We start from the raw sequence: 24,258 nt of genomic DNA, 5'->3' as shown, positions 1-24,258 counted from the left end.
AACGCCAATATAAAGGTTTGCATGTGCTTTCCTTTTATCTGGCTGGTGCGCGGTGGCACACCAGCGGATGAAGTGACTTTAGCGTGATACGCGGCTTAGGCTTGCGTAGCAGGCTTGGCCGGGTCGTAGTTGATCACTTTCTGATCGATCTGCGAGAAGTCGAACTTGCTGGAACTCATCAGGCTGACAGCGATGCAGACAATCGTGCTGACGCCGTAGGCTATTAATGAAGCCAGTAGCACCGTGTAGTCCCGCAGGAATCCAACGCTGAAGTAGGCCAGCACGATCGCGCAGAGTGTGCCGAAAACCAAACCAACCCGGCGCCCGCAGAACCCAAAGGCCATCAGGCCGAGCACCACACCACCGCCTACGGCGGCGAGTAATTCAAATAGCCCGCCGACCACGCCGACCAAGGGCAGCAACTCAAATCGAGCGACGCAGAACATCACCAGGCCCGCGATGACCGCGGATGTGAAGGCCGTGTTGGTGACTCGGTCCCAGAAGCAGCTGGCGATGACCGGGAACACAATTGCGCCCCAGAGTGCGCCAACAAAGACCAGCATGATCAGAATATCCATGGAGAAGCTGGCGAGAATCACCCCAATCAGCGTCGCGACGACCATGGTCAGTCTGCCGATAAACAGCATCTTGGTGGGATCAGGTTTGTTTTTAGCGATGTTCTTGCCATATACATCGGCCATCACAATCGCTGACATGGCGGAAAGATCCGAGTCGGCGGTAGAGGAGAGCGAGCCGATCACCAGGATAAAGAACAGTGCGATAAACACCGGCGAGAGGTACATCGAAACCATCTGCGGGATAAGGTTGTTCATGTCGCCACCGATGGGCTCCATACCGGTCATCAGCGCCATCAAACCAATCATGCCCAGGCCGATAACGATCGCACCGTAACCAATGGTCGCGGTAATAAAGGTCGGCTTGATGTGGTCTTCACGCACGGCGAATAGCCGCTGGGAAATGGTCTGGTTGCCAATGGCGTAGGCCAGCACTGCCACAAAGAAGGGCGCACCTTGATTGAGGATAGCGTCCATCGAGAACAGATTCGCCTGTTCGGGCGTCAGTAGACTCATGCCGTCGGATAGCGTTTGCGGGCCGCCGAGGGCGAACATCACCGCTGGAATAATCAGAATGGCGACGGCCATCATTGCCATTAGCTGGGCAAAATCTGTCAGCACCGAGGCGCGGAAACCCGACCACAGCGTGTAGCCGAGTACCCCGACCCCCGCAATAACCACCCCGGCCTGGAAGGAGAGTGGCGAGAGTACCGAGACCAGCGCACCGGAAGCCGTGAAGTTCACCATCAGGCTGATGATACTGCCCAGGATGTTGGAGGAGGCAAGAATCAGTTGGCTTGAAGAGCCATGGCGGGCGTGGATAAGCTCACCCAGGGTGTGCGCATTGGGCGCCAGTTTGCGAAAGCGCCGACCAAAGGGGTAGATGAACAGAATCATCAGCGCGCCCCATAGCCCGTAATGCAAAGGGCCGGAAATGCCGTAGGTATAACCCGAGGTGGCGGCGCCGTAAAACGAGGCTGCCCAGATCCAGGTGGCGGTCATGCTGGCGGCGCCAAGGCCAAAGCCGATCTGGTGATTGGACACCATAAAGGCGTCGGTATTTTCCTTTTTCTTCTTGATCAGCAAGGTCAGCAGATAAGTGCCGCCGTAAAAAAATGCCAACAAGGCGAGGACAGTCACGGTCGAGAATTGATAGAAACTTTCTTCGTTCATTGAATACCCATAGGCTTTGCAGCCTTAGCATCCTAAATAGCAACCAGCATTCCATTACGGAGTGGCCGCCAAAGGACGTAAGCAAAAAACAGATCAACTTCCTAGTTATGTCTGTAGCGAGATGAGATCACGGTTGGCGATCTGGTCGTGCAAGTGTCAGGCGTTGGAAACGCCTTAAATAGGGAGGCAGATGGACTTCCACAGTGAATCCAAACAAAGCGCTGGGGGAGTCGATCCAGAGGGCTACCCTACTCCCTTAAACTCGAACAGTACAGGTTGAAGCCCTAATGGACTGGGGCAATAGGAAGGTTGGCGGGGCGGGAATTATTCAAAAAAACGCCGTATGCTCTGCCAATACTGCTAAGCCAATTCCGATCAGCACAACACCACCGATAAGCTCTGCCCAGTGACCAACAAACTTGCCAAGCTTATTGCCCAGGAGTGTGCCCATAGATGCCATTACCGTAGTCGCGAGGCCGATAGCCAGGCTGGTGGCGATGATACTGGCATCGATAAACGCAAGACTAGCGCCGACGGCCATGGCATCGATGCTGGTGGCGGTGGCGGTTAGGATTAATAGCCAGAAGGTTTGCTTACGGTGCTCTATCTTGTTCTCTTTTTTGAGCCCGGCATAAATCATATGTAGGCCAATCACCGACAACAGGGTAAAGGCTACCCAGTGATCCCAGGCCTGCACATACTGTTGTGCCGCCTTGCCAGCCGCCCAGCCTAGTAGAGGCGTTATAGCTTCGATTATGCCAAATACCAAGCCAATACCCACTGCATGGCGGAACCGGGGCTTTTGCAGCTCAGCGCCTTTGCTGATAGAGGCGGCAAAGGCATCCGCTGACATAGAAACAGCCAGGAATAGCAGGGTGATGGGAGTCATAAAAGATACATTCTCTCGCTGAAAAGTACCGAGTATATAAACCCAAGAACATGGCATTAAAAAACCATGTCTGAGTGTAAATATAGGGTGGTTAATAGCGACGAATGCTAGCATGCTTTAATGCTTAAATAAGCAGGCTGGTTGAAAAATAAAGTTTGTAGATGCGAACTAATATAGCCGTGGCTAACAATGTGTGTGTTAGCTTATTTTGTTGGGATTTTAATGTTTAATGATTTTTAGCGTTTTTTTTACCTTTTAAAAGTGGTGTTGTTGAGTGATTTGAAACGAAGGGGTAACGGTTTAAATATTTAAGAATGCCCGCTTAAAAGATTGGCACCTAGGCGGGCTGTGATAAAGCGTGTGCACCTCGCAACTGGCTAACGTCAGCGCGAGGTGGCGCGCCAAACATGCGGCTATATTCGCGGCTGAAGTGGGAAGGGCTTTCGTAACCCACACGATAGCTGGCGGTGGCCGCTTCCAGTCCTTCGGCCAGCATTAGCCGCCGGGCTTCATGCAAGCGAAGCTTCTTCTGGTACTGCAGGGGCGACATGCGAGTGACTTGACGGAAACTGTGATAAAGCGTCGATTCGCTCATATTGGCCGCGTCTGCCAGCTCACGGATCTTAAGCGGCTGGGCATAGTGCTCTTTAAGGGTGTAGATAACCTGCGCAATCCGACTAGCTTGGGAGTCAGAGGCGGCAAATCGGCGCATATGTGGCCCCAGTGCGCCCATTAATGCCCGGTAGATCAGCTCCCGCCGGGCCAAGGGCGAAAGCACCTTAATATCTTCCGGGGAGTCGAGCAGGCTTAATAAGCGAAAGAGCGCGCCCTGCATACGGGCATCCATGGGAGCCGACGTTAATCCGCAGTCCATCTCGGGGCAGATAGCATCATTCCCCCCAAGCGGTGCCTTATCACCCAGTTCCAGTATCAGCCCCGCTACTTCCTGAGGATCCACAGAGACTTTTACCGCCAGGAAGGGTTTTTCTGGAGAGGCATGGTCAATCCTGCCTACCACCGGTAAGTGAACGGCGCTCGCCATGTAGCTGGGGCCGGTGTAAACGATCTCCTTGTCACCCAGTAACACGGTCTTGCTGCCCTGAATGACAAAGGACAGGCACGGTTCATAGACGGCGCAGTGAAAACTGGAAGGGGCGTCAGTGCGCACCAGTTGAACTTCGGCAATCGCCGTGTCCTGAAGTGTTTCCAGGGGCGACCAGCGGCGGACGATGTGGCTCAATTGCTGCGGCAGGCTGTCGCTGAAATGGGTGATCTGTTCAGGTGCGATAACGGTCACGGGCTCTTCTCCTTAACAGTTTGCAGTATATGCCCTTGCTTGAGGAATCGAAGGCTTTTCGGCTTGTTTTGCAGAATTAGGCAAGCACTCCGTAGAAACCGACAATTCGCACTCAGTGTCATCACCTTGTCATTGTGCCTATGCACTGAAATAGGTCGTTATCTCGCCTCACACTCCTATTTAGGCTTTCACTCGCCACGACAGAATTAGGCAATCTTCCCGCAGGAACCTGATACCTCCCACGCTCTCACTTCACCTATGTTAGCTGATATCCGGTCGGTGCTTGGTCTCTGGTCGAATCTGGCGTTGCTTAACCGACTACATAACTGCCAACGCGACACCCATCTATATAACGAACGCTGCTATCGAATACCGATAGCCAGGGGAGCAAGTCATCATGGGAAGTTTGTCTCAAAGAGCCCGCTTTGCAAGCAGCCGAGCGGTGATCCCGTTTTTGCTAATAATGGTCTTACTAGCTGGCTGTGAGGCCAAGAGCGAGGAGGCGGCAGCGCCTACGCCGCCGCCAGAGGTTGAAGTAGCGCAAATCGTCGCTCAGCCGTTGGTATTGAGTGAGTCATTCACCGGGCGTGTGGAAGCCGCAGAAACGGTGGAGTTAAGAGCTCGGGTTAGCGGCTATATTCAAGAGGTGGCATTCGAAGAGGGCGAGCTGGTAGAGCAAGGAGATCTGTTGTTCCTAATCGACCAGCGGCCTTACCAGGCGCGTATAGGTGCCGCCCAAGCGGAGCTTGCTCAAGCCAGGAGCCAACTGGCTCAGGCGGGTAGTGAAGCCGAGCGTGCCCGGGTGCTGCTGGGTCGCCAGGCCATATCCCAGGAGGTGCATGACCAGCGTCAGGCGGTTTTGCACAGTGCGCGGGCTATGGTGGATGCCGCCCAAGCGGCGTTAGATACCGCCGAGCTAGACCTTGAGTATACCCGTATTACGGCGCCGGTCAGTGGCCGTGCCGGTCGGGCAATGGTGACCCGCGGCAATCTGGCCAATGCCGATCAGAGCCTGCTGACCACGCTGGTAAGCATTGATCCGGTACACGTTTACTTTGAGGCAGATGAGCAGGCCGCGTTTGCCAGCCAGGCATTATTGACCGTTGACGCGACGAATAGCCTGACAATCGAGCTGGGCGGCGACCCGCAGCGGCAGTACACGGGCACCCTGGACTTTATCGACAACCGCTTAAACCCCAATACGGGCACCCTGCAATTCCGGGCGGTGCTGGCCAATCCAGATGGCCGCATTCGGCCTGGAGAGTTTGCACGGGTCGAAATGCCGGTCGCTCGTTTAGAGCAAGCATTACTGGTGGATCGCAAGGCAGTGCTGACCAATCAGGATCGCCGCTACGTCTATGTCGTCAATGAGAATAACCTGGCAGAGCAGCGCCAGGTAACCACAGGGCGGCAGGTGGCAGAACAAACAGTCATTACCGATGGGCTCCAAGCGGGTGATCGAGTGATCGTCAATGGCGTGCAAAAAGTGTTCTTCCCCGGAATGGAAGTGAGCCCGCAAAGCGTAGCGGCCGCCCCAGCTGTCGATACCCCTATTTCCGCTGTCCCTATTGCCGAGGCCCAGCCCACCATTGCGTCCAGGGAGGAGTAAACCGCCATGAATTTCTCCCGTTTTTTCGTTGACCGACCGATTTTTGCGGCGGTGCTGTCGATCATTATTCTTGCGGTGGGGCTGATCTCTATTCCCAACCTGCCCATTAGCGAGTACCCGGACGTGGTGCCGCCATCGGTGGTCGTTCGCACGGTCTACCCCGGCGCTAACCCAAAGGAGATCGCAGAGACCGTGGCGACGCCGTTGGAAGAAGCCATCAATGGCGTCGAGGACATGATGTACCTCAAGTCTGTTGCGGGTTCTGATGGCGTACTGCAGATGACCGTCACCTTCCGTCCCGGTACCGATGCTGAACAGGCGGCCGTTCGCGTACAGAACCGCGTTAGCCAGGCAGAGGCTAGGTTGCCGGAAGCCGTGCGTCGTCAAGGTGTCACTACCCAGAAACAGTCGCCGACGTTTCTGATGGTCGTTCACCTAACCTCGCCCAGCGGTGAATATGACACCCTTTATTTGCGCAACTATGTGCGGCTGAATGTCCGCGATCGTCTCGCCCGGCTCGAAGGGATTGGGGACGCGCAAATCTTCGGCGGAGGGGACTACGCCATGCGGGCGTGGCTCGATCCTGATCGAATAGCCGCTCGTGGCCTGACGGCCAGTGATGTGGTCGGGGCCATGCGCGAACAGAATGTGCAGGTCTCTGCGGGGCAATTGGGTGCCGAACCCATTGAAGATAGTGACTTTCTTACCCTGATCAACGCCCGTGGGCGGCTGGAAACGGTGGAGGAGTTTGGCGACATCGTGCTGAAGCGCGGCGAGGGTGGCGAGATACTCAGGCTTTCGGATGTGGCCCGGCTGGAAATGGGCGCCGGGGACTATACGCTGCGCTCGCAGTTGGACAGCAATAACGCGGTGGGTGTGGGGATATTCCAGGCGCCGGGCGCCAATGCGCTGGATATCCGAGAGCAGGTGGTCGCCACCATGGACGAGCTGTCCGAACAGTTCCCGGAAGGCGTGGAGTATGAAGCGGTTTACGACACTACCATCTTCGTGAATGACTCGATTGAGTCCGTGGTGAAGACGCTGCTGGAAGCCGTGCTGCTGGTGGTGCTGGTCGTCACGCTGTTCCTGCAGACCTGGCGAGCGTCTATTATCCCGCTGCTTGCGGTGCCGGTATCGGTGATCGGCACCTTTGGGGCGCTCTACCTGCTTGGGTACTCCATCAACACGCTGACCCTTTTTGGGCTGGTGCTGGCCATCGGCATTGTGGTGGACGACGCCATAGTGGTGGTGGAAAACGTGGAGCGGAACATCGAGGAGGGCCTGAAGCCCCAGGCCGCTGCTCATCAGGCTATGCAAGAGGTATCCGGCCCTATCATCGCCGTGGGCCTAGTCCTGTGTGCGGTGTTTATTCCCATGGCTTTCCTGTCGGGGGTGACCGGTCAATTCTATAGTCAGTTCGCGGTGACGATTGCCATCTCCACGGTGATCTCCACCATCAACTCGCTGACCCTGTCGCCTGCGTTGGCAGCGATGCTACTCAAGCCCCATGACGCGCCCAAAGATCGACTCACCCGCGTAATCGATAAGCTTTTTGGCTGGGTTTTCCGTCCTTTCAACCGTTTCTTTAACGCCAGCTCCAACAAGTACCAGGGCGGCGTCGCCCGTTCCCTGAAGCATCGTGGCGCGGTCTTTGTGATCTACGCGCTGTTGCTGCTGGGCACCGGCGTGATGTTCAAGGCGGTACCGCCTGGCTTTATTCCAGTGCAGGACAAGCTTTACCTGATTGCCGGCGTCATCCTGCCGGAAGGGGCGTCTCTGGAGCGAACCGACGAGATGCTTCAGGACGTTGTGGATATTGCCATGGAGACCGAGGGCGTGGAGCACGCCATTGCCTTTCCCGGCCTGAACGCGCTGCAGTTCACTAACACCTCCAACACCGGTGTGGCGTTTCTTACCCTCAGCGCCTTTGGTGAGCGCAGCCTGAGTGCTGCGGAGATAAATGCCCGAATCAATCAAGGCATTGGCGGCTTAAAAGAGGGGTTTGCATTCTCGTTTATGCCACCGCCGATTCTCGGGCTGGGCAATGGTTCCGGGTTTCAGCTGTTTATCGAGGACCGCGGCAATCTTGGCTATGGGGCGCTACAGGAGGCGGTTACCCAACTCCAGGGCGCGATTTCGCAAACGCCGGGAATGGGTTTTCCGATCAGCAGCTATCAATCCAACGTGCCGCAGCTGGATGCCGAGGTGGATCGGTTGAGGGCCAAGGCTCAGGGCGTGCCCTTGACCGAGCTGTTCGACACCCTGCAGACCTATCTTGGCTCGACCTATGTGAATGACTTCAATCGCTTTGGGCGTACTTGGCAGGTGATCGCCCAAGCGGATGCCCCCTTCCGGGCCAGCGTCGAGGACATCGCCCGCCTGCGCACCCGCAACGACCAGGGAGAAATGGTGCCTATCGGCACGATGGTGAACATCACGCAAACCTTTGGGCCAGACCCAGTGCTGCGCTACAACGGCTACCCAGCAGCAGACCTAGCCGGAGAATTTGACCCACGCGTGCTTTCTTCCGCCCAGGCGATGGACGCCATCAACGCTCTGGCGGAAGAGGTGCTGCCTCCGGGCATGGCGCTGGAGTGGACTGACTTAAGCTATCAGCAATCCACTCAAGGGAATGCGGCGCTGGTGGTCTTCCCGCTGTCGATCCTGCTGGTATTTCTGGTGCTGGCGGCCCTCTACGAGAGCTGGACGCTACCGCTGGCGGTGATTCTGATCGTGCCCATGTCGATGCTCGCGGCGCTGATTGGTGTTTGGTTTGGCGGGGGTGACAACAACATCTTCGTGCAGGTGGGGCTGGTGGTGCTGATTGGCCTGGCGTGTAAGAACGCTATCCTGATCGTGGAATTCGCCCGCGAGCTTGAACTGCAGGGCAAGGGCACAGTGGAAGCAGCCCTTGAAGCCTGCCGGCTGCGGCTGCGGCCGATCATCATGACGTCGATCGCTTTCACGGCGGCAGTGTTGCCATCGGTGGTTGCCACCGGCGCGGGAGCCGAGGTACGGGCGGCGCTGGGTACGGCGGTGTTCGCGGGTATGATTGGCGTCACCCTGTTTGGCTTGTTCCTCACGCCGGTGTTCTACGTGGCGCTGCGTAAACTGTCTGGCCCATTGGTCAGCCATCACAGCGCTACGTTGGATGCTTCACCTCATCCTACCAGCCATGCCCAAAGTTGATGATAGAGCGGAATGCCGATTAGCACGTTAAAGGGGAAGGTAAGTCCTAATGACGCCAACATGGCCAGGCCAATGTTGGCGTCTGGAATCGCGGCGCGAACGGCGACGGGGGCGGCTATGTAAGAGGCGCTGGCGGTAAGACTCGCCAGAATAACCGCTGAGCCAGCGGGTAGTCCTAGCCAGTACGCCATTAGCAGGCCAAAGCAGGAAAGCACGATAGGTGCCGCTAGCGCGAATATAATCAGACGGCTGTGCCCCCACCGCAGGCTGCGCAGTGTTTCTGCCGCGACCAGGCCCATCTCCAACAGGAACAGCGCCAGAATGCCATGGAAGGCTTTGGTATACAGGCCAGTCACCGACTCACCGGCATCGGGGCCATATAGCCAGCCAATAAGTACACCGCCCACCAATAGGATCACGCCGCGATTGGTCAGAGTCTCGTGCCACAGCCCGGAAGTTTTGATTGGCTCTGACGTTGTATCAGCGGTCTTCTTACGGCTGAAGCGCCGGTAGAGCAACAGGCCCAGCATGATGGCGGGCAGTTCGAGCAGTACCAGGTAAAGCGTTACCTGCCCACCTGTTATTAGGCTATGCGCTTCGGTATACGCCAGGGCCACGGCGAACGTGCCGGCGCTAACGGAGCCGTAGTGGGCCGCAAGGCTGGCACTGTCGGCAATGGATAGCCTCACCCAATAGTGAACCACCGGAAAGATAATCAGTGGAATGATGATCCCCAGCAGGGTAACACCAGCCAACTCAATCAATAGCGATAAGCTCAAACTGCCATTTAGCGCCATGCCGCCTTTAAGACCAATGGTCAGCATCAGCAGCAGGCTCAATATGTCATAAGCGGCTTTGGGGATACTGAGATCGGAGCGCACCACACCGGCAACCACGCCTAGTACAAAAAACATCACCACAATATCCGGCACGGACAAACTCCTTGAGGGGGTTTCAAAGCGGCTACTTTAGCGATTCAAAGTGATTGATGAAAACAAATAAACTTTATATAGTCATAGATGATTATCTATGGTGTTGATTATGAAAGTACGGCAACTCACTTTTCGCTTGCTACAGGTCTATGCCGATGTGGTTCGCACAGGCTCACTGACGGCCACAGCAAATCGGCTTCACCTGACCCAGCCCACGGTGTCTCAGCAGCTAAAGCGGTTGAGAGAGATTGTCGGTGAACCGATTGTGCGCCACGAGGAAGGTCGCTTGGTGCCCACCGAGGTTGGTCAGGCGCTTTATCACCTTAGCCAAGACTTGCTTAGCCGTGCCGATGTGTTTAGTCAGTACTTGGAAGAGTACAACCGCGGAGGGCGCGGGCACTTCAGTATCGGCTTGGTGAACACCGCGCAATATGTACTGCCACGGCTGTTAGGGCCGTTTAGTCAGGCTAACCCCCAGGTAGATGTCACGGTGGAGATAGGTAATCGCCAACAGATGCTCAATCGTTTTGAGCGTCATGAGGATGATATCTACGTATTTAGCCACCCGCCCATTGATGACGATGTGTTAGCCGCGCCTTTTCTGAGTAATCCATTGGTAGTGGTCGGGCCGCAGCATTGTCGTTGGGCAAGCGTAGAGGGTCTCAGCATGGACGCACTCAAAGAGGAGCGATTTCTGCTGCGCGAACCGGGCTCTGCGACTCGGCATACTTTTGATGCCTGGCTGTACAGTGCGGGTATTGAGCTGCGCTCAACCCAGCAGATCGCCAGTAACGAGGCGATTCGGCTTGCGGTAGCGTCAAACATGGGCCTAGCGGTGCTGTCTCGCCACGTTGTTGCGGACTCGCCCAACGGCGTCCAAGAGCTGCCGCTGCAGGGCTTTCCCCTGAAAAGTCGTTGGCACTTTGTGATCAGAAGACAACGCCGCTTACCTCCCGCCGCCATTCGTTTTTTGAGCCATGTACAAGGTTCGCTGGCACAAGCGTTTGACGAGCCCGAAGGGGAGGTGGCCGTTGCTGCATTGCTTCGAGCCTTAAAGGCTGAGCGTTGACGCCTTGACTCATAATTATCCCCGTTGAAAGCGGCCTAGATCCTATGCGCTAAGCTAAGATATTAAGACAGGGCCTGAGAGAGAACTTAAGAGAGTACTAAAGAGGGAGCTTAAGATCGCACTCGTTTCACGCAGTCGCGCCTTGATATTCGTCTTGGGTAACCGCTGAAAACGGAGGTAACTATGTTGCTCAAAGGATCATGCCACTGCCAGGCAGTGACGTTCAGTGTGAAGTCTCACCACCCTTATCCTTTCAATCGCTGTTACTGTTCTGTATGCCGCAAAACGGCGGGCGGTGGTGGCTACGCCATCAATCTCAGTGGAGAGAGTAAAACCCTCAATGTGAGTGGAAATGAGCACATCTCAGTCTATCGCGCGGTCATCAACGGCGTGCAAAGCACGGGAGAGCGGCATTTCTGCAAGCACTGCGCCACATCATTGTGGGTTTACGACCCCGATTGGCCCGATCTTGTGCATCCCTTCGCCTCAGCGGTCGATACTCCTTTACCCACACCGCCCAAACGAACGCACATGATGCTGGGAAGCCGTGCCGACTGGGTCGAGGTAAATGCGCAGTTCCAAGATAAATGCTTCGATGAATACCCGGATGAAAGCCTGGCCGAATGGCACCAGCGCCAGGGGTTGGAGCGCTAGTCTCTTTGTGCTTTGCGATATAGCCACCAAACGTCAAAACCAAACGAATACGTTAACGATATCAGCGCACTGATGGCGAGAAGGTTGGCCATAAAGTGAGAGGTCAACGGGGTTAATGCCAGCAACAGCGCCACCACCTGCCAGACACAAACGGCCTTGCGGCGAAAGCTATCAAACAGCGGTTGTGAGAGCCACGGGAACTGCCAACTGGCAGCGATAAAGCAGTAGCGCATTCCGCCAATCATTAGCACCCAAAGGCCCAATGACTCCAGTCGCAGCAATCCCGCACACAGTAGCAAAATCAGCAGGGCATCCAACTCCATATCAAAACGCGCGCCGAACCGGGAGTGGCTTTTGGTGCGCCTGGCAATCCAGCCATCGACGCCATCCAGCAGCAGGGCGATTACCGCGATAGCCAGCCACTGCCATATTGCCCCTACAAAGACATTGGCGGCGAGCGCGCCCGCCACTAGTGCAACCAATACTGCACGGGCCAGCGTGACCCGGTTTGCCCAACCCAATGAACCGAAAGGCCAGAAGATGATAACTAGGGTGGATATCAACGTGTACAAGCCTATGGCCACCCACCAGTTAGCGGGGGTCGCCATTAAAAGCGGCAGGGCCTTTCCCACAGCTATAAGCAGTAAGCCACCCAGCAGTAACTCAGCGGCGCTGTAAAGCCGCTTAGGCAGGGTAAAAGAAGAGGTGTTGGAAAAAAGCGGCATGGGTGCTCACGAAGCGGCGTCGCTGTCCGCAGTTGAAATAAATGATGCAACTATTTTTATATGTACCATTCTTGTAGAAGAAGGTAGGGTTGTCCATATGATCAAAATAATAGTTGAATTAGTTTCAGCTGTTGCAAATGGTTAATCGAATATTTTCTTTTCACCCGCTACGCTGAAGGAGGTGAGCCATTGAAAACTGTTCTGCATGGAGTCACCCGGTGTGTGGCCCTCCATTATGGTCAGGGGCCACGGAACGCAGCGTGTAACTTAGCCTTTACTAGCAGCGTCTTTACTAGCAGCGCCTTAACTTGCAGACGATTGGCGCCACGCCACTTTCAACGGAATGAAAAAGAGCCCGGTTTATTGGGGCTCGTAACGAAAAGGAACGCTCATGTCGGCGCCTGACGATGTTGGCAGAAACAGCTATGTTGCCAAAGAAACCTCGGCCACCGCCTTCTGGGTAATCAACCCATCACAAGGCGAGTTGCGGCGTGAACAACTTATCCCCCCTATCCAGGATGAGGTGCTCGTACGCACCTTGTACAGCGGTATCAGTCGCGGCACCGAATCGCTGGTGTTTAATGGTCGCGTACCCGAAAGCGAAGTTTCACGCATGCGAGCCCCCTTTCAATCGGGTGAATTCCCTGCACCGGTCAAGTACGGTTACTGCAGCGTTGGCCGCGTAGAACAAGGACCGGACACGCTGTTAAATAAAACCATCTTCTGCCTGTTTCCCCATCAAGATCAATACATCGTGCCTGCTTCGGCAGTGCTGGAAGTGCCCGCCAACGTACCTGCCAAACGCGCCGTATTAGCTGCCAATATGGAAACCGCCATTAATGGCGTGTGGGACGCCGAACCGATGCTGGGTGAGCGGATCAGTGTGATTGGCGCGGGGGTGGTGGGCGCTTTGGTGGCGTATCTATGCGCCCAGATACCCGGCGTTACCGTCCAGTTAGTCGATACCAACCCAGAGCGTCGCCAATTGGCCGAGCAGTTGGGCGTGGCATTCTGCACTCCCGAACAAGCTACTTACGACCAAGATTGCGTGATCCATGCCAGTGGCCAATCAGCGGGTTTACGCCATGCCCTTGAATTAGTCGGCAGTGAAGGGCGCATTATCGAAATGAGCTGGTTTGGCGAGGGGGATGTCGCGATTCCGTTGGGGGGGGCTTTCCACTCCCAGCGGCTGACGCTCAAGGCCAGCCAAGTAGGCCAACTGTCGCCGAAACTACGCCCCCGCTGGGACTACCAGCGCCGCCTTCGGCTAGCGTTGAGCCTGCTGGTGGACGAGCGCTTGGATGCACTGATCAGCGGGGAAAGTGACTTTGCCCAATTGCCCACGCTTGCCCCTAAGCTGTTTGGCCCCGGCAGTGTTGAACTCTGCCACCGCCTGCGCTACTCCTCATAACCTACTTACCTATCAGTTGGAGTCTCTATGTTCCGTTTATGTGTCCGTGACCACTTTATGATCGCCCACAGCTTTAATGGGGAGATCTTTGGCCCTGCCCAGCGTACCCATGGCGCTACCTATGTTGTCGATGTGGTCTTTCAGCGGCCTGAACTGGATGAGGATGGCCTAGTGATCGATATCGGCCTTGCCAGCGAAACGGTGAAATCGGTACTAGCAAACTACAACTTCAGTAATCTGGATGAAGTGCCTGAATTTGCTGGTAAAAACACGACTACCGAGTTTATGGCTAAGGTGATCTTTGACCAGCTCGCCAAAGCGATTGGTGAAGGCAAAATGGGCATCACCGCCAAGGGGATTTCCCATTTGGAGGTCAAGCTGCATGAATCCCATGTGGCCTGGGCAAGCTACGAAGGCGCGCTATGAGTAAGCGGTTTACCCTTATCGTTGCCGGTGACCCAGCTCAGCGTACCGGTGGCTATATCTACGATGCCCAGATTGTCTCAGCCATGCGTGACCAGGGCTGGGAAATTGACGTTGTGGGCTTGGCGGGTACATTCCCTGATGCGGATGCCGAGGCGGCAGCAGCGCTCACCCAGGCCCTTGAGTCGCTTCCCGCTCAATCGTCGGTGGTAATTGATGGCCTAGCCATGGGGGCGCTGCCCGAGGTAGTTGCTCAACATGGCCAGCGGCTGGAAATCACAGCGTTGCTGCACCACCCTCTAGGCGATGAGCTGGGCCTTAACGAGGCCGATCAGCAGCGCTTTCATCGTAGTGAGTTAACCGCGCTTGCCCCCGTGGCGCGGATTATCGTCACCAGCCATTTTACCGCTCGGCGCTTACCGGAGCTGGCGGCCCACTACGCCATACCACTCAATACCAGTATCACCGTGGTTGAGCCGGGCGTTGCCCAGGCGCCGATTAGCCCCGCAGCAGAGTCTGGTGAGACACTCCGTTTGCTATGTGTGGCAACGCTAACGCCGCGCAAAGGACAGGATATTCTTATTCAAGCGTTGTCGGGCGTTGCCGGTAACCACTGGCAGTGCGACTGCTACGGCGGCGCACGAGATACCGTCTTTACCCAGCACGTGCAGCAATTGATTGATCAGAACGGCTTGCAGGGTAGCGTGCAGCTTCACGGCGAGTGCGATAGCGAGACGCTTGAAGCGGCTTATCGCAGCGCCCACGCGCTGGTGCTGCCCTCCTGGTATGAAGGCTACGGCATGGTGGTCACCGAAGCCTTGGCCCACGGCCTGCCGGTGATTACCACCACCGGCGGTGCACTACGCGATACCTTACCTACAGGCGCCGGGTTGAGCGTTGAGCCGGGTGATGCCGACGCGCTTCAAGACACCTTGAGCCGCTTTTGCCATGAAGACGCGCTGCGCCACCAATTGCGCCAGGGAGCTGCCCAGGCCCGCGATGGGTTAAGCGACTGGCAGGAAGCCGGGGCTAATTTTGCAGCGGCGTTAACTGCGCCAGCCAACCTATCAAGCAGTTCCACAACAAACTCACTAGCCGATTCCTCGCACTTGCGTGCAGGGAGCCAATTTGAGTCCGACTGGCTGACGCTGCGTGAGGCAGCTGATGTTGATTCGCGCAGCCAGCGCCTTGCCGAGTTTGCCGCAGAGTGGTTGAGCGCGCGCGCCCCAACGCCGTTGATAGCGGATCTTGGCTGTGGCCGGGGCAGTAATATGCGCTTTCTGGCGCCGCGCCTAAGCGGGCATCAGCGCTGGAAGCTGATCGATCACGATGCCCTTTTGTTAGCCCAGGCGCGCCAGCGCGCCGCTGGCCTAAGCGATAGCCGAGGGCAGCCCGTGGCCGTTGAGACGCACTGCGTATCGCTGGAGCCGCTTGCCGATGTGCCGCTCGACGATGCGCATTTGGTGACCGCATCGGCGCTGCTGGACCTGGTCTCCCAGCAGTGGATTGACGCCTTGGTGACCCGTATTGCCGGGCAGCAGCAAGCGCTGCTGATAGCGCTTAGCGTGACCGGCGAATGGCACTTTATAGACTCTCAAGGCGCGCCGGTGCTGGATGACGAAGACCACTGGCTGCTGGCGATGTTTATTGCCCATCAGCAGCGCGATAAAGGCTTGGGCGATGCGTTGGGCGGTCTGGCCCACCAGGCGTTAGTCGCCGCGTTAGAGGGGGCGCACTATCGCGTCGAGCAAGCCGAAACGCCTTGGCAGCTTGCCGCTGGCAACCATGCTCAGCAGCCGCTGATGATGGCGCTGCTTGAAGGCTGGGCCGAAGCCGCCACCGAGCAAACCCCGGAAGCCGCGGCGCGCATTGCCACCTGGCTGCAGCAGCGCCAGCAAGCGGTGGCCAATGGCGAACTGGGTATTTGGGTGGGGCATCGCGATCTGTTTGCCAAGCCTCTGTTTGCCAAGCCCCAGTTTGCCAAGCCCAGGAAAGAGGCCTAAGCCTATGGGACCTGTTCAAGGGATGTTCACTCGGCTAAGCGTTTGTACTAAAAGCATAGGCTTGCAAAGCCCATGGCTTAGACGCGTGGTGGTTAGCTTGGCGTTGCTGGGTGCGGTAGCGCTATGGGTTGAGCCTCAGGCTATCGTGGCAGAGGTGCAGCGCTTCTCCGCTGAATGGGTCATGCTGGCGTTAGCCATCAGCACGCTACAGATCATGCTTTGCGCCTGGCGCTGGCAGTTTACCGCCGGACTTATTGATGTGCCGCTGCGGTTTGCTTACGCCCTGCGTGAGTACTACTTGGCTCTGCTGGTCAATCAACTTCTACCAGGCGGTGTATTAGGCGACGCCGGGCGGGCGCACCGCCATGCCACGCAAGCGCAGTCCAGGGGCCGCGCGTGGCGAGCGGTCATTATTGAACGCGCCTCGGGGCAGGTCGCAGTGGTGGTGCTAACACTAACGGCGCTGCTGTTATCGCCGCTCTGGTATGCCGCGTTGGGTGGGGCCGTGATCACTGCAGTGGGCTTAAGCGTGATGGCAGGCCTTGCGCTGGTTATCGTCAGCGGCCTGTTGTTGCGTCAACTTTTTAGCCATTGGTTGGCAAGGCTTCCGGACTGGTGCCAAGCCCTGGCTCGTGATGTAAAGCGTGGCTTATTGCAGCGCGGCGTATGGCCTCGGCAGTTGCTGTCGTCGCTAGTGATTGTGCTGAGTTATGGCTTAGTAATGGTCTGTGCGGCCCGGGCGATTGGCGTAGAGCTACCGACGCTGGAAGTGCTTGCGCTCACACCGGTACTGCTGCTGGCCATGCTGATTCCATTTTCGGTGGCCGGTTGGGGGCTGCGTGAAGGCGCCGCGGCTGGGGTCTGGGCGATGGTTGGGCTGCCTTCTGCCCAAGGAGTCGCAGTGTCGTTGGCTTACGGTGTGCTGGTGTTGCTGGCGAGTCTACCCGGCATTTGGGTGGCGCTTAGCCGTCGTGAAAAAGCCCAGTCCTCAGGCGGTGGTATCCCGCAGTCGCAGGTCGAACAGCGTGTCGTCACCGCAGCGGAAGGTTCGCGTGGGCGGGCGCAGCGCACTCTCAAGCGTCTCGATGGGCGTCATCTGAAGTCCTGGCCTGCCGGAACCGATCAGCAATGGGGCGACCAGCAGGTGCAGCCGGTCAACGGCACCCGCTTCGATAAACTGAGAAACCGTAATGCCGCCGCCTTCTACCAGTACCCGCGGCAGGCCCTTCTCGGCCAGCAGGGTGACAACATCATCGGGGTTGAACTGGCTGCTGGCATTCAGCGGCAACACGCAACGTTCAACGTGGGCCAAGCTCGTCGTCGCCTGCGACTCAGCCCCCACGGCAGAGCCGACTATATGCAGCGTCGGGGCGCTATCGGTGTTCAGCAGCGCCAAGTCGTTGGGAATGCGGCCTCGTGGATCCAGCACCACCCGCGTCGGGTTAGTGCCGCTAACGTGGCGCACGGTCAACTGCGGATTATCGGCGCTGGCGGTACCCGCGCCGACGACCACCGCGTCGACCATGGCGCGCAGACGGTGCAGGTGAACCAAACTCTCGTGACCGTTGATGTAGTGAGAGTGACCACTTTCTGTGGCAATGCGGCCATCCAAGCTCTGCCCCAGTTGAGCCACCACCCACGCCGGTCGGCTGGCCAGTGGGGTCAGGCAATCGAGCAGTTCACGCGCCTCAGCGGCGACCGGTTTGTCTGTTTGCCACTCGCCGTTTGGCGTCAAGGTGATCGCCACATCGCAACAGCGCTGATGACGCAACGCCAGCAGCCATTCCCAGGCATCTTCCAGCGCAATAATGTTGATATGGGATTCGGGCATGACGCCTCCGTGCTAAAAAAACCGCTCCATCATGCGGGCTCTGGTCAGTTGAGAGCAAGTTGCTCAGAGCAAGAAGTTGTGCAGTTGAGAGCAAACAACTCAGTGCAAGCGTGCACCATCCCCCTCGTAAGGAAGCCAGGAGGCCTACATGTACCAGATTGAACGCGCTATTTTCGATATCCGTCGTGGATTGCCAGTGGTGGTGAATGCTGGTGAGAAACGTTTGCTAGTGCAGGCGCTGGAAGGTAGCGAGTCAGTCGAAGCGCTTGCCCAGTTGGCAGGCGAGCGGCCTTCGCTGGTGCTTACCCGTCACCGCCTAGCAGCGCTGGGCATGAGCTTAACCGCCGAGGCCGCCAGCTTGCCGCTAGTGGCCCCCATTACGACCAGTGAGCTGCAGAACCTGGCCACTGCGGAAATGCTTTCGAAACCCGCTAGTGGGCTACTAAACAGCTTAAAACCGGCAGGATTAGCCGAACTAGGCGCGGTTACCCTAATGCGCCGCGCCTTGCTAATCCCCGCAGCGCTCTGCGCCTTTGTTAGTGAAGAGGCCGCAGCGGATATTGAGCGGCAGCTGGCAGAAGGGCGGCTGCTGGAAGTCACCGCTAAAGATGCTGAACAGTGCCTTGCCGGGTCGTCGGGTATGCTCAAGCGGGTGAGTGAAGCGAATATTCCTCTTGAGGGTGCTGCTGACAGCCGCTTTGTACTCTTCCGGGAACCGGACGGCCTGCGTGAACACGTTGCTGTGGTGATCGGTAAGCCGGAGCGCTGGGAAGGCGCGGTGCCACTGCGCCTACACTCGGCGTGTTTAACCGGCGACCTGTTTGGCAGCCTGCGCTGCGACTGCGGCGAGCAGTTGCGCAACGCCGTGGCGGATATTCAAGCCATGGGCGGCGGCGTGCTGCTCTATTTGGCGCAAGAGGGCCGGGGCATTGGCCTAGCCAATAAATTACGCGCCTACACCTTGCAGGATGGTGGACTGGATACCGTGGATGCGGATCAAGTACTCGGTTTTGGTGACGATGAGCGACAGTATGCGGTGGCGGTGGATATGCTCAATGCGCTCAACATCGACCAGGTGCAACTGCTGACCAACAACCCCTTGAAGATGGAAGCGTTGCGCCAGGGTGGTATCGAAGTGGTATCACGCCAAGCGCTGTACGGCAGCGTTACCGACCATAATCAGCGTTACCTTAATGCCAAGGCAACCCGTGGCGGGCACTTGTTGGAAGACGTATTAAGCGGCCAGCGCTAAACCGTATTAAGCGATCGGCGCTAACCTAATGACAGGACCTCGCTAGCTGGTGAGTGGCGGCAGGCGGGCGGTTTCCGTCACCACGGCTGCCAGTTGGCGGGCGTAGTGTTGAACCAGCTGTTCGCCTAATTCAGCGCTGGCGTGGCTGGCATCGCCTGCGACACCTTGAGCGTTTAAGTCCTCCGCCAACCAGGCAAAGGCTGCGGCACCTTCTGGGCTAACCAAGGCATCGCCTTGGGGCGCTGCCGGCGGGGTGGCCTGGTAGCCGTCAAGTTTTACCAGCGCTGGCGCCAAATAGCGCATCATCGCGGTTTCGAGTAACCCGCCGTGTAACCCGTAACGCAACTCTTCAAAGGCCATCGCGCCCTCTAAAGGCGGCAGCCGGGTATAGGTAGCTTTGACTACACGCATGCCATGCCGCCGCCGTAGGGTTACCCCTGCCAAATCCATCACCGCCTTATTGCCGCCGTGGCTGTTAAGCAGCACCAGGCGACGAATGCCTGTGCGGGCTAAGCTGTCGCCGTAGGCTTCTAGAGTGGCAATCGCCAGCGGAGCGGGCAGGCTGAGCGTGCCGGGGAAGCTGGCGTGCTCATCGCTGGCGCCCACCGCAATCGGCGGTAGGCAGATCACGTTAAGGGAGGGATCTAGTTGCTCCAGCATAGCTGCCTGGAGACCCTCGCCAATGGTGAGGTCGGTGGCTAAAGGGAGGTGAGTGCCGTGCTGTTCAATTGCCCCGAGTACCAGTACCGCTACCGGGTCGTGCTGAGTGAGCTCGGCTAACTGCGGTGCGGTGAGGGTTTGCCAGTGGTGAATCATTGCGTGACGTGCCTATTAGAATATTCAAAAAAAATCAAAGTGAACCTAGCAGTAGCGGATGGTCTGAGCGGCAAGCGTAAATATCGCCAGATGGCAATTGTTCGGCTCCGGCATTTAACCACTCGCTAACCGCTTGCGGCGTTTGCCACTCGGCCCAGCGGAAATGGCGCTGCTCACCGACCACCACATTATAACGGTATTCGCCAAGGCGGCTTAGATGTCTCACGCAGGCGTGACTACCCTCTAACGAACCGCTAACAAACTCCACCGAAAGCGCGGGCACCGGGGAGCTTAGCCCCGCCAGTACCTCCGCTTCAAAGCCCTCGACGTCGATCTTGATAAAGCTCGGTTCGCCATATTCTTCAATTAACGTATCCAGCGTGGTCACCGCCACCTGCAAGCGTTGCTCCCAGCGTATCTGGCTAAAGCCTGCGTTGCGTTCGCCTATTTTCTCTCGCCACTCAGTGGCAAGCGTGGCAAGCGTTGGGTTGCCGGGGCTAATAGCAATTTCGGCAAAGCCCTTCGTCGGGCCTGCAGCCATCGGTAGCAAGGTGATGGTCGGCGGCTTCACCAGGCGCTTAAACCACTTGGCCAGTCCGGGCTGGGGCTCTAGCGCCACCACCTTGGCGCCGAGCGCATGAAAAGCCGCGCTACGGTCGCCTAAGTGAGCACCAATATCAAAGGCAACGGTACCGGGTTGAATAAAAGGCTGATACAGGCGCTGGAGCCCGCGTTGACGCCCCGGCCGCCAATAAATAAACAGCGAGCGGGCTAGCCCACCCGCGCTACGCAGTCGTTGTAGCGCCATGCGCCGCATTAGTTAGGCTCCCTGGACGCTGAAGTAGGTATCGTTGTGGACGCTGCTGCCAATCCCTGACGATCAAACTGCCGAAAAGATTGGCAGCGCATTTCGCCAAAACGCTCAGCGGGGGGCAACTGAAGTGCGAAGGGCGCTTGAGTAGCTGGGTCGAGTGGTTGAGGATCACTGCTGGTTACAAGGGTGGTGAAGTCATCCAGCAGCGGCGGTTTCAAACACATGCTAGGCGTTTTAAGCAGCCCAAAACGATGGCTCACAACGCCGCCCCAGGTACCGCTGCTGGTATATTTAACCAGCGGCGCTGCGCCCACAAGGCCTAACCAGGCCGGGGTTAGCCAGCCAAACGCTGTCGGCGAAAAGGTCACCATAGCACCTGCCCAAACCACGCCTGTGAACGTCATCCAACCCACGTGCTGCCAGGTTTCACGCCAGGTCAGTGAGCGTTCACCACGGGGCTGGGTTTGCCAGTCGATAGAGCGTCCCAGCAGTACGTTAATAATAAACAGGCTGTGCCACGCCATCATCAGTGGGGCTAGCAAGGCAGCAAACAGCATTTCCAGAAAGGTGCTTGCCAGTAAGCGAAGACGACCACCAAAGGCGTGGGGTGTTTGCCAGAAGGCCAGTGTAAAACCGAGCAGTTTAGGTGCCAGTAACATCGCCAAAGTGACGGACAGTAAGCCCAACGAGAGTGGCTTGGGTAGGCCATTTACGGAAACATCGCTGAGCGCGTGGTAAGAGACCAGTATGCTGGTACACACGAGAAGCCCTAGCCACACTAACGACGATAAATAGGCAAAAGCGCCATAGAAGAAGTGTATACGGCTAAGTGGGTGCAGGCCTGTGCCGTCCAGTAAACGCAGGTGCTGAAGGTTGCCTTGCAGCCAGCGGCGGTCACGCTTGGCAAAGTCGAGCAGATTACTCGGCATCGCTTCAAAACTATTATGGGAGGCGCTGGCGTAAGGGTCATGGCGGGATACGGCTGTCGTAATGGTGGTATCCAGTATCACCTGCCACCCGCCGCGTTTGAGTAGGGCAGCCTCAACAAAATCGTGACTCATGATGTCACCACCCAGCGGTGGTTTGCCGGGCAGGGTGGGCAAGCCCGCGTGATCCATAAACGCACGGGTGCGGATAATGGCGTTATGCCCCCAATAGTTGGCGGCGTCGCCCTGCCAGAAGCTCTGACCAGCCGCCAGCATGGGGCTATACAGCGCTGACGCAAACTGAGTAAAGCGCCCAAACAGGGTTTTTTGCCCCACTGGGATCGGTACTGTCTGGATCAAGCCAATGCTAGGCTGGCGCTGCATGCGTTGCACCATACGCAGTAGCGTAGCACCGCTCATTAAACTGTCGGCGTCCAGCACGATCATATAATCGTAATTGCGCCCCCAACGGCGGCAAAAATCAGCAATATTGCCCACTTTACGACCATCATTATTGGGGCGCCGCCGGTAGTGGATAGCGAGCTTGTCAGCAAAACGGCGCTGTAGCGCCCCCACGTGGGTCTCCTCCACTTCGGCCATAGTGGCGTCTTGGGTGTCGCTAAGAATAAACACCTCAAAGTGCTCGCTCAGAGGGCGCGCAGCTTCGCCATTCTCGCTGCTCTTATCACTATCGTTGATAGCGTAACTCAGCAGCGAATGGCAGGTGGCTTCAAGCCCGGCAAAGGTAGGGATGGGCGGTTCGGCATAAATCGGCATCACGATTGCGGTGCGGCTCACCAGCAGGCGTGCGCTGGGCGCCTCCATATCCAGCTTGCGCAGGCTTAGCGGGTCGCGCCGCAACGCGCACACCACAAAGCCGCATACGGCTCCCCAGAAGGCCAGGGCAATCCAGGTAAAGGTCAGCGAAAACAGCACCAGCATGGTGATCTGCCAGCCCATGGAGAGGCTTGCTGCTACCCGGTTCATGGCGATACAGCCCGCCACGCTGGAAATTAGCACCATGATGGCGAGAATGCCCCGGCGGGTTTTCAACCAGGGGATCGATGGCGTTATCTCCAGTGTATTAGGCATCGGGATACCACACATAATTCCAGGTTTCGCTAACCGGTTCGCCGTTTAAGGTCAGTCTTAGGCGAACATCGCTGGGTTGATCGCTAGCGGGCAGGCGGAAACTCGCCCGCCAGCCATTATTGGGCAGCGCGGTGACCTGAGGTAGCAGTACCTTGCCTTGCTGGGAACTGATATCGAGCTCGACGGGCTGGTCGGCGGCGATGTTGTCTAAGGCACCACCCTGAAAGTCGACGATAAACTGACGCTGATCTTGCGAGGGAGAGTCCGCTTGCCCCGGCACACCTGCGCTCCCATGGCGAGTGCGAATGGCTCGGCCAAGGTTGTGTGCGTCTGGCTGGCTATTCAGCGTATGGGTGAGGTAGTGCAAGCGCAGGGAGTCGCCTGAGTCCAGCGTATCGTCCGCCACCCAGTAGGCGACAATATTGTCGTGAGTCTCATCGGGGGTAGGGATTTCAACAAGTTCTACTCGGCCCGGCCCCCACTCATCTAGCGGGACAACCCACTGGCTGGGGCGACGGTGGTACTGGGCTTCGGTATCAAGATAGCGGTTAAAGTCACGCTCCCGCTGCATTAACCCAAAGCCTTGGGGAGAGTCGTCTATAAAGGCAGAGGTACGCACGTGAGATGGGTTACTCAGAGGGCGCCAGATCCACTCGCCGCTGCCGTTATGCATCAGCAGGCCGTCGGAGTCGTGCACCTGGGGGCGAAAATCGTCCGGCCGCTCGCGGCTTGCCTCACCGTAAGTGAACATGCTGGTGAGCGGGGCGACGCCCAGCTTGGCAACATCTTCGCGAGCAAACAGCTCCGCTTCGACCTCTACCTGGGTATTCTCCCCCGGCTGAATGATAAACCGGTAGGCACCGCTGACCGAGGGGCTGTCCATTAATGCCAGCAGCTCAATCTGTTCGCCATCAGCGTCGGGTTTGTAGAGCCAAAACTCGCGAAATGCCGGGAACTCTTCGCCTTCAGAAGAGGCCGTATCGATCGCCAGACCTCGGGTGGAGAGCCCGTAAGCCTGATCGCGCCCGACTAGGCGGAAATAGCTAGCTCCAAGAAAAACGACAAACTCGTCGGCGTAGTCATCGCTGTTTAAGGGGTAGTGGAGGCGAAATCCGGCGTGATTACTAGCGGACAAATCGTACTCTTTGAGCTTTTCGGCATTGCCATCATAGGAGTAGTTCTCTGCCGAAAAGGGCAGGGGGGTTGCCGTGTCGTTTTCAATGACATTCAGCGCAATCGGGGTTTGAAAGATAAAGCCGCTGTGAAATAGCTGCAGGCTAAAAGGGCTCTCGTCTTGCCAATAGGCTTGGGCGGGATCAAAACGAATTTGCCGGTAGGTATCGTAATCAAGCTCACTCAAAACCTCGGGCAATGTCTCTTCGGGAGCTTGATAGGCTTCTTCTGCAAGCTGTTGGGCGCGTTCAATGACAGCACTAAAGTGTCTATCGTCTTCGGCAAACGCCGGTAAGGCGAACGCACAGCCTATTAATACCATCCACTTACCAGCCCGCCACCTACGAACTTGCCACCTATCAACATGGTTACAATACATGGGCGAATTCCTTTCCGGTGAAGGTC

The 24,258-nt window shown here is 57.2% G+C and carries 18 protein-coding genes and 1 pseudogene; 9 read left to right on the top strand and 10 right to left on the bottom strand.

Annotated features, from left to right (window positions below):
- Positions 1-95: 95 nt before the first annotated feature.
- From KUC_RS01105 to KUC_RS01095, 3 genes are all read right to left on the bottom strand, one after another.
- A complete protein-coding gene (locus KUC_RS01105) occupies positions 96-1,748 on the bottom strand; it encodes a sodium:solute symporter family protein (protein ID WP_007111217.1) in 1,653 nt (550 codons plus the stop codon).
- A gap of 328 nt (positions 1,749-2,076) precedes the next feature.
- Positions 2,077-2,637 carry a manganese efflux pump MntP gene (locus KUC_RS01100; protein WP_007111216.1) on the bottom strand — a complete coding sequence of 187 codons (561 nt, stop codon included), beginning with the start codon at positions 2,635-2,637 and terminating at the stop codon, positions 2,077-2,079.
- Between the two features lie 337 nt (positions 2,638-2,974).
- Positions 2,975-3,934, bottom strand: coding sequence for an AraC family transcriptional regulator (locus KUC_RS01095; protein ID WP_007111215.1), 960 nt, complete (start codon positions 3,932-3,934; stop codon positions 2,975-2,977).
- A 397-nt stretch (positions 3,935-4,331) separates the two neighbouring features.
- On the opposite strand from KUC_RS01095, the gene KUC_RS01090 reads away from it, so the two are divergent.
- Together KUC_RS01090 and KUC_RS01085 are read left to right on the top strand one after the other, a co-directional pair.
- On the top strand, positions 4,332-5,543 hold the full coding sequence (locus KUC_RS01090) for an efflux RND transporter periplasmic adaptor subunit (RefSeq protein ID WP_040479116.1): 1,212 nt from the start codon (positions 4,332-4,334) through the stop codon (positions 5,541-5,543).
- A gap of 6 nt (positions 5,544-5,549) precedes the next feature.
- A complete protein-coding gene (locus KUC_RS01085) occupies positions 5,550-8,732 on the top strand; it encodes an efflux RND transporter permease subunit (RefSeq protein ID WP_007111213.1) in 3,183 nt (1,060 codons plus the stop codon).
- Here KUC_RS01085 and KUC_RS01080 read toward each other — a convergent pair.
- On the bottom strand, positions 8,705-9,664 hold the full coding sequence (locus tag KUC_RS01080; RefSeq protein WP_007111212.1) for a sodium-dependent bicarbonate transport family permease: 960 nt from the start codon (positions 9,662-9,664) through the stop codon (positions 8,705-8,707). The genes KUC_RS01085 and KUC_RS01080 overlap by 28 nt on opposite strands.
- Before the next feature lie 109 nt (positions 9,665-9,773).
- Here KUC_RS01080 and KUC_RS01075 point away from each other — a divergent pair, with 109 nt between their 5' ends.
- Positions 9,774-10,733, top strand: coding sequence for a LysR family transcriptional regulator (locus KUC_RS01075; protein ID WP_141243466.1), 960 nt, complete (start codon positions 9,774-9,776; stop codon positions 10,731-10,733).
- Between the two features lie 183 nt (positions 10,734-10,916).
- On the top strand, positions 10,917-11,387 hold the full coding sequence (locus tag KUC_RS01070; RefSeq protein ID WP_040479113.1) for a GFA family protein: 471 nt from the start codon (positions 10,917-10,919) through the stop codon (positions 11,385-11,387).
- Here KUC_RS01070 and KUC_RS01065 read toward each other — a convergent pair.
- Entirely contained in the window at positions 11,384-12,112 is a 729-nt protein-coding gene (locus KUC_RS01065) for a CDP-alcohol phosphatidyltransferase family protein (RefSeq protein ID WP_007111209.1), read from the bottom strand. The two genes, KUC_RS01070 and KUC_RS01065, sit on opposite strands and share 4 nt — an antisense overlap.
- Before the next feature lie 391 nt (positions 12,113-12,503).
- Between KUC_RS01065 and KUC_RS01060 the strand changes: the two genes are divergently transcribed.
- From KUC_RS01060 to KUC_RS20265, 4 genes and pseudogenes are all read left to right on the top strand, one after another.
- Complete coding sequence (locus KUC_RS01060; RefSeq protein WP_007111208.1) at positions 12,504-13,523, top strand: zinc-dependent alcohol dehydrogenase; 1,020 nt, start codon at positions 12,504-12,506, stop codon at positions 13,521-13,523.
- Between the two features lie 27 nt (positions 13,524-13,550).
- On the top strand, positions 13,551-13,949 hold the full coding sequence (locus KUC_RS01055; RefSeq protein WP_007111207.1) for a 6-pyruvoyl trahydropterin synthase family protein: 399 nt from the start codon (positions 13,551-13,553) through the stop codon (positions 13,947-13,949).
- Positions 13,946-15,949 (top strand): glycosyltransferase, encoded by a 2,004-nt coding sequence (locus KUC_RS01050; RefSeq protein ID WP_007111206.1) that lies wholly within the window; start codon positions 13,946-13,948, stop codon positions 15,947-15,949. Before KUC_RS01055 ends, KUC_RS01050 begins: the two co-directional genes overlap by 4 nt.
- Positions 15,855-16,877: pseudogene (locus KUC_RS20265) on the top strand (lysylphosphatidylglycerol synthase transmembrane domain-containing protein); the annotation flags it as partial. The gene KUC_RS01050 and the pseudogene KUC_RS20265, both read left to right, overlap by 95 nt.
- A gap of 60 nt (positions 16,878-16,937) precedes the next feature.
- Here the strand turns inward: KUC_RS20265 and KUC_RS20260 are convergent.
- Entirely contained in the window at positions 16,938-17,780 is an 843-nt protein-coding gene (locus tag KUC_RS20260; RefSeq protein WP_007111205.1) for a RibD family protein, read from the bottom strand.
- A 148-nt stretch (positions 17,781-17,928) separates the two neighbouring features.
- Between KUC_RS20260 and ribA the strand changes: the two genes are divergently transcribed.
- Positions 17,929-19,032, top strand: coding sequence for a GTP cyclohydrolase II RibA (gene ribA, locus KUC_RS01040; protein ID WP_007111203.1), 1,104 nt, complete (start codon positions 17,929-17,931; stop codon positions 19,030-19,032).
- 42 nt (positions 19,033-19,074) lie between these two features.
- Here ribA and KUC_RS01035 read toward each other — a convergent pair whose 3' ends face one another.
- The 4 genes from KUC_RS01035 to KUC_RS01020 are packed head-to-tail and all read right to left on the bottom strand — an operon-like array spanning position 19,075 to position 24,175.
- On the bottom strand, positions 19,075-19,848 hold the full coding sequence (locus KUC_RS01035) for a creatininase family protein (RefSeq protein WP_007111202.1): 774 nt from the start codon (positions 19,846-19,848) through the stop codon (positions 19,075-19,077).
- A 34-nt stretch (positions 19,849-19,882) separates the two neighbouring features.
- Positions 19,883-20,665: an FkbM family methyltransferase gene (locus KUC_RS01030; RefSeq protein WP_007111201.1), complete on the bottom strand. Its 783-nt coding sequence runs from the start codon at positions 20,663-20,665 to the stop codon at positions 19,883-19,885.
- Positions 20,665-22,680 carry a glucans biosynthesis glucosyltransferase MdoH gene (gene mdoH, locus KUC_RS01025; protein WP_040479109.1) on the bottom strand — a complete coding sequence of 672 codons (2,016 nt, stop codon included), beginning with the start codon at positions 22,678-22,680 and terminating at the stop codon, positions 20,665-20,667. The genes KUC_RS01030 and mdoH overlap by 1 nt, the downstream gene beginning before the upstream one ends.
- A complete protein-coding gene (locus tag KUC_RS01020; RefSeq protein WP_007111199.1) occupies positions 22,673-24,175 on the bottom strand; it encodes an OpgD/OpgG family glucan biosynthesis protein in 1,503 nt (500 codons plus the stop codon). The genes mdoH and KUC_RS01020 overlap by 8 nt, the downstream gene beginning before the upstream one ends.
- Between the last annotated feature and the right edge of the window lie 83 nt (positions 24,176-24,258).

It is taken from the genome of Vreelandella boliviensis LC1, from assembly GCF_000236035.1.
Taxonomy (GTDB): domain Bacteria; phylum Pseudomonadota; class Gammaproteobacteria; order Pseudomonadales; family Halomonadaceae; genus Vreelandella; species Vreelandella boliviensis.
This window is presented reverse-complemented; position numbering and strand designations above follow the sequence as displayed.

Bases quoted from the DNA above. Each gene is read 5' to 3' on its own strand.
- KUC_RS01085 (WP_007111213.1), top strand. From the start codon at position 5,550: ATGAATTTCTCCCGTTTTTTCGTTGACCGACCGATTTTTGCGGCGGTG.
- KUC_RS01035 (WP_007111202.1), bottom strand. From the start codon at position 19,848: ATGATTCACCACTGGCAAACCCTCACCGCACCGCAGTTAGCCGAGCTC.
- KUC_RS01060 (WP_007111208.1), top strand. From the start codon at position 12,504: ATGTCGGCGCCTGACGATGTTGGCAGAAACAGCTATGTTGCCAAAGAA.
- ribA (WP_007111203.1), top strand. From the start codon at position 17,929: ATGTACCAGATTGAACGCGCTATTTTCGATATCCGTCGTGGATTGCCA.
- KUC_RS01020 (WP_007111199.1), bottom strand. From the start codon at position 24,175: ATGGTATTAATAGGCTGTGCGTTCGCCTTACCGGCGTTTGCCGAAGAC.
- KUC_RS01090 (WP_040479116.1), top strand. From the start codon at position 4,332: ATGGGAAGTTTGTCTCAAAGAGCCCGCTTTGCAAGCAGCCGAGCGGTG.
- KUC_RS01105 (WP_007111217.1), bottom strand. From the start codon at position 1,748: ATGAACGAAGAAAGTTTCTATCAATTCTCGACCGTGACTGTCCTCGCC.
- KUC_RS01100 (WP_007111216.1), bottom strand. From the start codon at position 2,637: ATGACTCCCATCACCCTGCTATTCCTGGCTGTTTCTATGTCAGCGGAT.
- KUC_RS20260 (WP_007111205.1), bottom strand. From the start codon at position 17,780: ATGCCCGAATCCCATATCAACATTATTGCGCTGGAAGATGCCTGGGAA.
- KUC_RS01065 (WP_007111209.1), bottom strand. From the start codon at position 12,112: ATGCCGCTTTTTTCCAACACCTCTTCTTTTACCCTGCCTAAGCGGCTT.
- KUC_RS01055 (WP_007111207.1), top strand. From the start codon at position 13,551: ATGTTCCGTTTATGTGTCCGTGACCACTTTATGATCGCCCACAGCTTT.
- KUC_RS01050 (WP_007111206.1), top strand. From the start codon at position 13,946: ATGAGTAAGCGGTTTACCCTTATCGTTGCCGGTGACCCAGCTCAGCGT.
- mdoH (WP_040479109.1), bottom strand. From the start codon at position 22,680: ATGCCTAATACACTGGAGATAACGCCATCGATCCCCTGGTTGAAAACC.
- KUC_RS01075 (WP_141243466.1), top strand. From the start codon at position 9,774: ATGAAAGTACGGCAACTCACTTTTCGCTTGCTACAGGTCTATGCCGAT.
- KUC_RS01070 (WP_040479113.1), top strand. From the start codon at position 10,917: ATGTTGCTCAAAGGATCATGCCACTGCCAGGCAGTGACGTTCAGTGTG.
- KUC_RS01030 (WP_007111201.1), bottom strand. From the start codon at position 20,665: ATGCGGCGCATGGCGCTACAACGACTGCGTAGCGCGGGTGGGCTAGCC.